Origin of the sequence: Saccharothrix variisporea (assembly GCF_003634995.1) — a bacterium.
GTDB lineage: Bacteria > Actinomycetota > Actinomycetes > Mycobacteriales > Pseudonocardiaceae > Actinosynnema > Actinosynnema variisporeum.
In genome coordinates this window covers 741,471-752,329 of the sequence record NZ_RBXR01000001.1, presented here as the reverse complement: position 1 = coordinate 752,329, position 10,859 = coordinate 741,471, and the positions used below count along the sequence as shown (strand labels likewise).

The following is a 10,859-nucleotide window of genomic DNA, read 5'->3' as shown; positions in this document are numbered from 1 at the left end:
ATCCATAACGACGTTCTACGAACCCGGCCGTGCTGTCAACCGGGGTTCGCCGAGTTGACCAGGAAGAGTGAACTCGCGCGGGTGCGCGGGCTTGCGCACACCCTCGTTCATACGCTCCGAACCGTGCTTCGCGACAGCGGGGGTGAGAGCGCTGACCGTCCCTTTCTTCACCCAATCCGACACGTTTTCCCAGTTGTGGCCCATTACCCGGCGGCACATTGTCGAGGTGGTCGGGAACGGGAAGTATTCCCACGGCGCCGCGGTGGCGCGGCTGGAGCGCGCGCTGGCCGACTACACCGGCGCGCGGCACGTGGTCGGGGTGGGCAGCGGCACCGACGCCCTGGTCCTGCTGCTGCGGGCGTGCGGCCTGCGGCCCGGGGACGAGGTGGTGGTGCCCGCGTTCTCCTTCATCGCCACCGCGTCCTCGGTCGTGCTCGCCGGGGGACGGCCGGTGTTCGCCGACGTCGAGCCGGACGGGTACGGCCTGTCCGCCGCGTCGGTCGCCGCCGTGGCCGGCCCGCGCACCCGGTTCGTCATGCCCGTGCACCTGTTCCACCACCCCGCCGACATGGCCGCGATCAGCGCGCTGGGCCTGACCGTCGTGGAGGACAGCGCCGAGGCGATCGGCATGCGCCACGGCGGCACGCACGCCGGCCTGCTGGGCGTCGGGGGAGTGCTGTCGTTCTTCCCCACCAAGACGCTGGGCGCGATCGGCGACGCCGGCGCGGTGCTCACCGACGACCCGGTGATCGCCGAGACGGTCGGCGCGCTGCGCCACCACGGGCGCTTCGGCCACACCGTCGGCAACTTCCCGGCGATCAACACCACCACCGGCGTGGTGGGCCAGAACTCCAAGATGGACGACCTGCAGGCCGCCGTGCTGCTGGCCAAGCTGGGCCGGCTGGAGGACGACGTCCGCCGCCGCGCCGAGCTGGCCGCCCGCTACACCGAGCGCCTGGCCGGCGTGCCCGGGGTGCGCAAGCTGCCCACCCCCCGGCCGGGCGTGCGGGGCGTGTTCTACGTCTACGTCGTCGAGGTCGACCGGCGCGACGAGCTGGCCGCGCACCTGGCGTCGCGCGGGGTGGAGACCGAGGTGTACTACCCGACGCCATTGCACCTCCAGCCGTGTTTCGCCGATCTCGGACACCGGCCCGGCGATTTCCCGCACGCCGAGGCCGCCTGCCGGCACGCGCTCGCATTGCCGCTCTACCCGGATTTGCCGTTGTCCGCCGTGGACCGCGTTTGTGCGGAAATCACCGATTTCCTCACCGGGAGGACCGCGTGAGCATCCCGTTCTTCCCGCCCGACCTGTTCGACGGCGACGAACTGCTCGACCTGGTGCACGCGGTCGGCACCAGCCCGCAACAGCGGTTCATCCTGGGCGAGCGCACCGCCGAGTTCGAATCCGCGCTGCGCGAATCCCTCGGCGTCGCCGACGCGATCGCCTGCGGCAGCGGCACCTCCGCGCTGACCCTGCTGCTGCACGCGATGGACGTCGGCCCCGGCGACGAGGTCATCGTCCCCGCCTACGGCTGCGCGCCCCTGGCCGCCACGCCGCTGCTGCGCGGCGCCACACCGGTGTTCGCCGACGTGGACCCGTGGACGGTGGTCGTGGACCCGGTCGAGGTGGAGAAGTTGGTCACCGAGCGCACCAAGGTGATCATGCCCGCGCACATGTTCTCCGTGATGGCCGACATGCCCGCGCTGCGCCGGATCGCCGCCGACGCCGGCGTCCGGCTGCTGGAGGACTCGGCGGTCGCCCAGGGCGGGGTGCTGGCCGGGCGGCCCGCGGGCACCTGGGGCGACGCGGGCGTGTTCTCCTTCGTGCAGGTCAAGACGTTCGGGATGCCCGGCGAGGGCGGCATGGTCGTCACGAACGACCCCGCGCTGGGTCGGACCGTGCGGATGCTGCGCAACCACGGCCAGGACGGGCGGACCCGGTTCCTGCACCACCGGATCGGTCACAACAGCCGGTTCGACGAGCTGATGGCCGCCTTCCAACTGCGCCGCCTGGCGGGCCTGCCCGAGCGCCTGGAACGCCGGGCGGCCATAGCCGACTACTACACCGAGCGGTTCACCGGCCTGCCCGGCGTCCAACCGCCGCCACCGGGCAGGGACGGCCGCTGCTTCTACGTCTACTCGCTGCTGGCCGACCGCCGCGACGCGCTGCGCGACCACCTCGCGACCGCCGGCATCGGCTCCCACGTCTACTACCAGGCCCCGCTGCCCCGACAAGCCGCCTTCGCCCCCTACGCGGCGGACCGCGACTGGCCCCACGCCGAGCACGCCTGCCGGCGGCAACTGGCCATCCCCGTGTACCCGCACCTGACCGACGCCCAGGTCGAGCACATCGCCGACCAGGTGCGCCGGTTCGCACTGGCCTGACAAGGAGCCCGATGGACACGTTGACGCACCTGCCCGCCGCCGAGGACATCGCCGCCGAGTGGGACCGCCGCGCCGCCCGCCCCGGCCTGACCCGGGTCATGCGCGCCTCCCAGCCCACCGAGCTGGCCGAGGAGACCACCGCCCGCACCCGCGGCCTGGTCGCCGACTACCTGCGCGCGGTGGCGCCGGCCACGGCGTTGGAGATCGGCTGCGGCATGGGCCGGCTGACCCCGACCATCGCCGCCCACGCCCGTGACGTGCTCGCCGTGGACATGACCGCCCGCATGGTCGAGCTGGCCCGCGCCGCGTGCGCGGACCTGCCGCACGTGCGGTTCCTCCACGCCAAGGTCCAGGACCTGCCCCGCCACGCGCCGCGCTTCGACGTCGCCGTGTGCGTGTGGGTGCTCATGCACGTCTTGGACGACGCCGAGCTGGCCACGGCGTGCCAAGCGATCGCCGCCGCCTCCCGGCACCTGGTGCTCGTCGAGTACGAGCACGCCGAGATCCCGGTGGGCAAGTACTCGCGACTGCGCCAACTGGACGACTACCTCGCCGTGCTGCCCGGCGCGCGCCTGCTCGAACGCCGCGACCTGCACTACGGCGGCGACCGCTCCTTCGCCGCGCTGATCGCGCTGGAGGACGCCCGGTGACCACCCTGGCCACGACTCCGGCCCGCGCGTACTTCCGGCTGGCCAAGCTCGACATCGTCGACTACTACCTCGGCGTGCTGGTCGTGTGGTCGCTGCTGCCCGCCGCCCTGCGCTTCGACGGCCGCGTGCTGGGCACCACGGCGGTGTTCCTGCTCGGCGAGGTGTTCGTCATCGCGGTGATGGTCGCGCTGGACGACCGCACCGGCTACCGCGACGGCAGCGACATCGCCAACTACGGCCCCGACGACCCCCGGCGGCGGCGCGAGCGCAAACCGCTGGTCGCGGGCACGCTGACCGAGCCGCAGGTGGTGCGCTTCGCGTGGGTGACCGGCCTGGTCGGCGCGGGCCTGTGGCTGGCGGCCGTCGCCGTCGCCCCGCACCGTCCACTGTGGACCGTGGTGCTGATCGCCGTCACCTACTTCTTCTCCGTGCAGTACTCGTGGGGCGTCAAGCTGAGCTACCACGGGTTCCAGGAGCTGTTCATCGCCGGCCTCGGCTGGGCGCTCGTGCTCGCCCCCTACGGCCTGGCCACCGGGCACCTCGACGGCAACGCCGTGGTGCAGGCCCTGCTGTTCGGCTTCGGTCCGCTGCTGTTCGGCGTGTACTCCAACACCAACGACGTCGAGGGCGACCGCCGCGTCGGCCGGCCCACCGTCGCCGCCCTGACCACCCCGCGCGGAAACCGCCGGTTCATCGTGGCGCTCACCGCCGCCGAAGCCCTGCTCGTCCTGGCCGCCCCGTTCCTGGGCGCGCCCTGGTGGTTCCCGCTGGCGCTGCTGCCGACGCTGCTGCTGCGCGTGCACCAGTTGCGCATCGGGTTCGGCGAGGGCGACATCCTGCGCGCCCGCCGCGTGGGCATCCACACCCACCGCGTCACGGTGTGCGCGCTGATCGTGGCGAACCTGCTGTGAGCGCGGACGCCGACGTCGTCGTGGTGGGCGCGGGCGCGGCCGGCCTCGCCGCCGCCCACGAACTGCGCCGCGCCGGACGGGAGGTGCTGGTGCTGGAAGCGGCCGACCGCGTGGGCGGGCGCATGGCGACCCTGCGCCGCGACGGGTTCGTCATCGACACCGGCGCCGAGCAGATCCCCGAACGCGGCTACGACGCCACCTGGCGGCTGCTGGCCGACGTCGGCCTCGGCCGCGACGCCGTGCCCCGCATCGGCCGGTACGTGGCGATGTGGCGCGACGGCCGCGCCCGCCTCGGCGTGGCCCACCCGCGCGGCCTGCTGACCGGGGCCGGGCTGCCCCTCCGCGCCCGCCTGGACCTGCGCCGGCTGCTGCGCGGCGCGCCCGACCTCGACCACCCCGAACGCGGACCCGCCGGCACGGTCGCCGAGGTGACCGCCGCCTACCACCCCGACGTGCTGGAGCACCTGTGCGGGCCCGTGGTGACCGGGTTCTTCGGGTGGCGGCCCGACCGCTCCGCCGCCGCGCCGTTCCTGGCGCTCATGGCCTCGATCGGCCCGTCCTCGACCTGGCGCACCTACCGCGACGGCATGGACACCCTGGCCCGCGCGCTGGCCGACCGGCTCGACGTCACCACCTCCACCCCGGTGCGGGAGGTCGTCGCCGACCGGGGCTCGGTGCGCCTGACCACCGCCGCCGGCACCGAGTTGCGGGCGCGGTCGGTGGTGCTCGCCGTCCCGGCGCCGGCCGCCCGCGCCCTGCACGCCAACCCCGGCCCCGACGAGACGCCGTTCCTCGAGGCCTGCACGTTCACCCCGATGGTGAAGGTGCACCTGCTGCTGGACCGGCGACCGGCCTCCCGCACCTACCTGGTCGCGGTGCCGGCCACGGCGAGCCGCACGGTGTCCACGATCCTGTTCGACCACCTCAAGCACCCCGACCGCGCCCCGGCCGGCCGGGGCCTGGTCACCCTCATCGCCCACCCCGACCTCGCGCCCGCCCTGCTCGACGCCCCCGACGCCGAGGCCGTCGACACCCTCGGCGCCGCCGCCGAGCGGTTCGTGCCCGGCCTGCGCGCCGCCACCCGCGACGCCGTCGTGCACCGCTTCCGCCACGGGCTGCCCGAGGCCACCCCCGCCGCGCTCGCGCTGCGCGCCGACTTCGCCGCCCGGCCGGTCGGACCCGTGGACTACGCCGGCGACTGGGTGGGACTGGTGCCGTGCAGCGAGGTCGCCGTGCGCTCGGGTCGCCGCGCCGCGGCCCGCGTGCTGACCGCCGTCCCGAGGAGGCAACCCGCATGAGGCCGCACGACATGGGCACCCTGTTCGACCAGGTCGCCGCCCGCCGCCCGCACACCGCCGTGCTGCTGGACCGGCCCTTCGACATCGCACCCCACTTGGGCACCGCGTTCACCGTGGGGCAGTTGGCGGCGCTCGTGCGGGAGGCCGCGGGCTGGCTGTTCGCCGCCGGCGCGCGACCCGGCGACCGGGTCGCGGTGGTCAAGCGCAACCACTACGACTACGACCTGCTGGCCTGCGCGGCGATCCGCATCGGCGCGCTGCCCGCCCTGATCGCGGGCCACCTGCCCGACGACACCCTGGAGATCCTGCTCAAGCGCCTGGAACCGGCCGTCCTGGTCACCGACCGCCCGGTGCCGCCGCACGCCGCCCGGCGCGTGCTGTCGCTGGGGGAGGGGCCGTTCACGATCGACCACGTGCGCGGCGCGCCCGCACCACCGCCGTGGCGGCGCGGCGACGACGACCCGCTGATCGTCACCCACACCTCCGGCACCACCGGCGTGCCCAAGCTCGTCGTCCACACCACCACGACGATCATCAAGAAGCTCGCCCGGTTCGAGTCGCTGCGCCTGCCGGTCGTCTCCGTGCGCCGGGACGACGTGGTCGCCAACGCCTCCTCCTACGCCCACGGCCGCACGTTCTGCTGGACCGGCAGCGTGTTCTGCCTCCAGCCGCGCAAGATCGTCCTGCTCAGCAACCCCGCCACCGCACGTGAGGTGCTCGGCGCCCATCAGCCGACCGTGCTCGAAGCACTGCCCTCGGCCTACGTGCGCTGGCAACCCCTGGCCCGCACCAGGGACAACCCGTTCCGCCGCGTCCGGCTGTTCATCAGCACCTACGACGCCATGCACCCGCCGACCATGCGCGCGCTGCTCAACGCCTCCCGGCACAAGCGCCCGCTGTGGATGCAGGGCTGGGGCCAGACCGAGACCGGCCCGCTGACCTTCCGCTTCCTCACCCGCACCGCCGCCCGCCGCGAACCCACCGCCCGCGACCTCGGCCGCCCCGTGCCCGTCACGACCCGCCTGCGCGTGGTGGACCCGCTGACGTTCAAGCCCGTGCCACGTGGCACACCCGGGCTCGTGCTGGCCCGCACCGCCACCCGGTGCGTCGGCTACGTCGGCGAGCAGGACCGGTGGCAGGCCAAGCTCGCCGGCCGCTGGTGGAACACCGGCGACCTCGCCGTGCGCACCCGGTCCGGGAAGGTGCTGCTGCTGGACCGCGAGGTGGACACCGTGCCGGGCATGAGCTGCCTGGAGGTCGAGGACGTCGTGGAGGACCGGCTGCCCGAGGTCGTCGAGTGCGTCGTGCTGGGCGCCACCGGACGCCCGCCGCTGCCCGTCGTGGTCACCGCCGACGGCCTGCTCGACCCCGCGCGCTGGTGGTCCGCCGTGGCCGACCTGCCACCGCTGTCCTCCCCGCGCGTCCTGACCTGGGACGACGTCCCGCGCACCGCCACCGGCAAGGTCCGGCGGCTGGAACTGCTCACCCGGCTCGTCGGGCCGGCCGAGACCCACGGAACGGGACGGTGGACGTGACCGCGACCGGGTACGTGTTCGACAACCACAGCCTGCACGCGACCGAGCAGCACCGCTGCCTGGCCGCCGCCTACGACCCGATCACCTTCGCCCGCTTGGCCCAGACCGGCGTCCGCAAGGGCTGGCGGTGCCTGGAGGTCGGCGCCGGCGGCGGCAGCGTCGCCCACTGGCTGGCCCTGCGCTCGGGCTCGGTGCTCGCCACCGACGTCAAACCCGAGCACATCGCCCCCGCGCCCGGCCTCACCGCCACCCGCCACGACGTGGTCGAAGACCCGCTGCCCGAAGGCGAGTTCGACCTGGTCCACGCCCGGCTCGTGCTGCTGCACCTGCCCGAGCGGGAAGCGGTGCTGCGCAAGCTGGTCCGGGCGCTGAAACCGGGCGGGTGGCTCCAGCTCGACGAGTTCGACATCACCTACGGCCCCCTGCTGCTCGCCCCCGACGAGGAGTCGGCCCGCCTGTACGAGAAGTTCCTGGCGGCCAAGGAGAAGATGTTCGCCGACGCGGGCGCGGACGGGACGTGGGGCAGGCGCGCGGCGGCGGCGATGGTGGCCGCCGGACTGGTCGACGTCGACCCCGTGCCGGTGGTCCAGCCGTGGCGGCCGGAGTCACCGGGGGTGCGGCTGCTCGTCCACCACACCCACCACCTGCGCGACAAGCTCGTGGCGGCCGGCATGACCGACGACGAGCTGCGGCGGGTGCGCGACGTGATGTCCCACCCGCGCTTCCGGGCCTGTTCCTGCCCGTTCTACTCGGTGCAGGGGCGGCGACCGGCATGACCACCGCCGTCGAGGCCGTCACCTGGTCCGGGCCGGTGGACCTGCCCCTGCGCGGCGAACTGGACGTGCAGGCCGCGTGCGGGCTGATGCACGTCCACGGCCGCCGCTTCGGCCGCCCCACCCGCCTCGGCCTGGACTACGCCTCCATCACCGCCGCCGAGCTCGCCGACCTCGGCGCGGTCGCCGTCGCGCTGGCCCGAGCGCGGGGCCTGGCGCTGCGGGCGGCCACGACGTCGGTGGCGCAGGCCGCGCTGCTCACGGTGTCGCAGTACCTCGCCGCCGCCTCGGCCGGCGAACCCGCGCGGTACGAACCCGGCGGCCCGCCGTTCGTGTCCGGTGACGGGGTCGCGTTCGAACTGGAAGCCCTGGACGCCGAGGTCTGGCAACGCTTCTGGACGGTCCTGGGCGCGCCGGCCGACGCCGTGCGCCGGGGCTGGCGGCCGTTCGCCGACCGCTTCGCCACCGCCACCTGCCCGCTGCCGCCCGACCTCACCGCGGCCACCGCCCGCACGCCGATCGACGTGCTGGAGAACACCGCCCGCGCCACCGGGACGACCCTGGTCCGGGTGTCCGACCGGGTGCTCGACGACCTGCCCGCCTTCCGCCTCGCCGACCTCGGCCAAGCACCGCCGGCGGCCGACCCCCGCGGGTTCCCGGCCGCCGGCGGCGAGCTGCCGCTGTCGGGGCTGCTGGTCGTGGAGTCGTGCCGGCGGGTGCAGGGGCCGATGGCCGGGCACCTCCTGCGCCTGCTGGGCGCGACCGTCGTGCGCGTCGAACCACCCGGCGGTGACCCGGCTCGGGGCGTGCCACCGCTGGCCGGCGACACCTCCGCCCGGTTCCTGGCGCTCAACCACGGCAAGGCGACCGTCGAGATCGACCTGGGCACCGTCGCGGGCCGGCTGGACCTGCTCGACCTCCTCGCCGACGCCGACGTGTTCCTGCACAACTGGGCACCCGGCAAGGCGGCGGCCTGGGCGCTGCGGCCCGCCGACGTGGCCCGCGTCCGGCCCGGCGTCGTCTACGCCCACGCCTCCGGCTGGGGCGACGCCCTCGGCCCCCACCCGCCGCTGGGCACCGACTTCGTCGTCCAGGCCCACGCGGGCGTGCCGCCGTCGCTGATGACCGTGGTGGACGTGTTCGGCGGGGTGGTCGCCGCGCACGGCGTCGTCGCCGGCCTGCTGCGCCGCGCCCGCACCGGACGCGGCCAAGCCGTGGCGTCCTCGCTGCTGTCCGCCGCGTCCCGGCTCAACGCCCGCGCCCGCGGCCGGTGCGCCGCGCCGCTGACCGTGCCCGTGTGCACCGACCTGTCCGCCCTCGCCCGCGACCCGGCCTTCGCCGCCGTCCTGCACCGGGTCCCGTGCCCGGTCCCCGCCGCACCGTGGGAGTTCCTGCGATGACCTGGCGCTCCACCACCGGCCTGGAACTGACCGACCTCGTCCCGCCCGAGCTGCGCCGCGCGTGGGTCGCCGCCGGCCACTGCCCCGACCGCGACCTGCACTCCCTGTTCCGCGCCCGGGTCCGCCGCCACCCGCACCGCACCGCCGTCGTGGACGAGCGCGGCAGCCTCGACTACGCCACCCTCGACGCCGAGGTCCGCGGCCTCGCCGGCGCGCTGCCCGCGTTCGGCCCGCACGACGTCATCGGCATCCGCGTGCCCAACGGCCGGGACGCGGTCGTCGCGGAGCTGGCCGTGGCCGCGATCGGCGCGGTGGCACTGCCGTTCGCCGGCGGCCTCGCGGACACCATGAGCCTGCTCGGCCGCGCCCGCGCCACCGCCCTCATCACCGACGCGCCCGTGCCACCCGGCCTGTCGCACCTGCGCAGCGTCGTCCCGCCCACCGCACGCGGCCCCGAACGGCCACCCGAGCCCGTCGACCCCGAGGCGCCGGCGCGGATCCTGGTGTCGTCGGGGTCGGAGGCCGAGCCGAAGATGGTGGCCTACTCGCACAACGCGTTCGCCGGCGGGCGCGGCAACTACCTGCGCGCGGTCCACGGCGACACGGCCGTGTGGCGGGACCTCGTCCTGGTGCCGCTGTCGTCGGCGTACGGGTCGTTCGGGGCGACCATCACGCTGTGCCGGTTCGGCGGGACCCTGGTGCTGCAACGCCGTTTCGACGCCGCCGCCGCGCTCCAGGCCATCGCCGCCCACCGGCCGACCCACGTCTTCGGCGTGCCCGCCATGCTGCGCCGCATGGCCGACCTGGCGTCCACAGTGGACACTTCGTCGCTGAAGGCCGTGGTGTCCAGCGGAGATGTCCTGCCCCTGCCCACCTTGGACGCGTGCCGCGCCGCGTTCGGGGTCGACGTGATCGACGTCTACGGCTCCTCCGACGGCGTCAACTGCCACACCACCACCCCGGAACACGGCGTGGGCCGCCCCGACCCCGCCGTCACCGACATCAAGGTGGTCGACGGCGAGATCTGCGCCCTGGGCCCCATGACCCCGCTGTGCCACGTCGCCGCGCCGTCCCCGCGCCTGCCCGGCGGCTGGGTCCGCACCGGCGACCAGGGCCACTTCGACGACACCGGCACCCTGCACGTCGAACGCCGCCTGCGCCGGGTCGTCATCCGCGGCGGCTACACCATCAGCCCCGCCGAGGTCGAACAGGCACTGGTCGCGCACCCGGCCCTGTCGGAGGTGGCGTGCGTGCCCGTGCCCGACCCCGACCTGGGGCAACGCCTGTGCGCCTGCGTCCGCCCCCGCCACGGCCACCCGCCGCCCGACTTGCGCCAGCTGACCACGTTCCTGGCGCGCGACCGAGGCGTGACGGCCCAGAAGCTGCCCGAGTACCTGCTGGTCCTGCCCGAGTTCCCGGTCGCCCACACCGGCAAGGTCTGCCTGCGCACCCTCACCCGACTCGCCGCCGAACGCCACGGAGGACGTTGAATGCCCCTCGACCCGCTGGCCGGCCCCGGCTACCACGCCCTGGTCGCGCTGTCCAAGGCCGTGGACGCCGACAGCCCGCTGCCGCCCGGACTGCTGGAACTGGTCCGCCTGCGCTGCTCCCAGCTCAACGGGTGCACCTACTGCATCCGCCTGCACACCCGCCAGGCCCTGGAGGCGGGGGAGCGGCGGGTGGACCTCGTCGCCCAGCACCGCACCCACCCGTCCTTCAGCCGCGCGGAGCGCTCCGCCCTTGCCCTGGGCGAGGCCGTCACCCTGGTCCACGACGGCCACGTGCCCGAGGACGTCCTGACCGCGGCGGTCGAGGACCACGGTGAAACCGGCGCCCAAAGCCTGATCTGGATCTCGCTGGTCACCAACGCGTTCAACCGCCTGGCCATCAGCACCCGCCTGACCTGA

General features: G+C 74.8%; 10 protein-coding genes. All 10 read left to right on the top strand.

The features are described from left to right. Window positions 1–217 precede the first annotated feature (217 nt). Genes DFJ66_RS03415 through DFJ66_RS03370 form a run of 10 tightly spaced genes read left to right on the top strand, consistent with a single transcriptional unit; the run spans window position 218 to window position 10,859 of the window. Window positions 218–1,285: a DegT/DnrJ/EryC1/StrS family aminotransferase gene (locus tag DFJ66_RS03415; RefSeq protein ID WP_246030159.1), complete on the top strand. Its 1,068-nt coding sequence runs from the start codon at window positions 218–220 to the stop codon at window positions 1,283–1,285. After that, on the top strand, window positions 1,282–2,385 hold the full coding sequence (locus DFJ66_RS03410) for a DegT/DnrJ/EryC1/StrS family aminotransferase (RefSeq protein ID WP_121217830.1): 1,104 nt from the start codon (window positions 1,282–1,284) through the stop codon (window positions 2,383–2,385). Before DFJ66_RS03415 ends, DFJ66_RS03410 begins: the two co-directional genes overlap by 4 nt. Window positions 2,386–2,396: 11 nt before the next feature. Beyond that, window positions 2,397–3,035, top strand: coding sequence for a class I SAM-dependent methyltransferase (locus tag DFJ66_RS03405; RefSeq protein WP_121217828.1), 639 nt, complete (start codon window positions 2,397–2,399; stop codon window positions 3,033–3,035). Beyond that, a complete protein-coding gene (locus DFJ66_RS03400; protein ID WP_121217826.1) occupies window positions 3,032–3,946 on the top strand; it encodes a UbiA family prenyltransferase in 915 nt (304 codons plus the stop codon). Before DFJ66_RS03405 ends, DFJ66_RS03400 begins: the two co-directional genes overlap by 4 nt. Continuing rightward, window positions 3,943–5,244, top strand: coding sequence for an NAD(P)/FAD-dependent oxidoreductase (locus DFJ66_RS03395; protein WP_121217824.1), 1,302 nt, complete (start codon window positions 3,943–3,945; stop codon window positions 5,242–5,244). Before DFJ66_RS03400 ends, DFJ66_RS03395 begins: the two co-directional genes overlap by 4 nt. After that, on the top strand, window positions 5,241–6,779 hold the full coding sequence (locus tag DFJ66_RS03390; RefSeq protein WP_246029559.1) for a class I adenylate-forming enzyme family protein: 1,539 nt from the start codon (window positions 5,241–5,243) through the stop codon (window positions 6,777–6,779). The genes DFJ66_RS03395 and DFJ66_RS03390 overlap by 4 nt, the downstream gene beginning before the upstream one ends. Beyond that, the gene (locus tag DFJ66_RS03385; RefSeq protein ID WP_121217820.1) at window positions 6,770–7,555 is read left to right on the top strand and encodes a class I SAM-dependent methyltransferase; all 786 of its coding nucleotides are present in this window, start codon (window positions 6,770–6,772) and stop codon (window positions 7,553–7,555) included. The genes DFJ66_RS03390 and DFJ66_RS03385 overlap by 10 nt, the downstream gene beginning before the upstream one ends. Then, on the top strand, window positions 7,552–8,952 hold the full coding sequence (locus tag DFJ66_RS03380) for a CoA transferase (protein ID WP_121217818.1): 1,401 nt from the start codon (window positions 7,552–7,554) through the stop codon (window positions 8,950–8,952). The genes DFJ66_RS03385 and DFJ66_RS03380 overlap by 4 nt, the downstream gene beginning before the upstream one ends. Beyond that, the gene (locus tag DFJ66_RS03375) at window positions 8,949–10,442 is read left to right on the top strand and encodes a class I adenylate-forming enzyme family protein (protein ID WP_121217816.1); all 1,494 of its coding nucleotides are present in this window, start codon (window positions 8,949–8,951) and stop codon (window positions 10,440–10,442) included. Before DFJ66_RS03380 ends, DFJ66_RS03375 begins: the two co-directional genes overlap by 4 nt. After that, on the top strand, window positions 10,443–10,859 hold the full coding sequence (locus DFJ66_RS03370) for a carboxymuconolactone decarboxylase family protein (protein WP_121217814.1): 417 nt from the start codon (window positions 10,443–10,445) through the stop codon (window positions 10,857–10,859).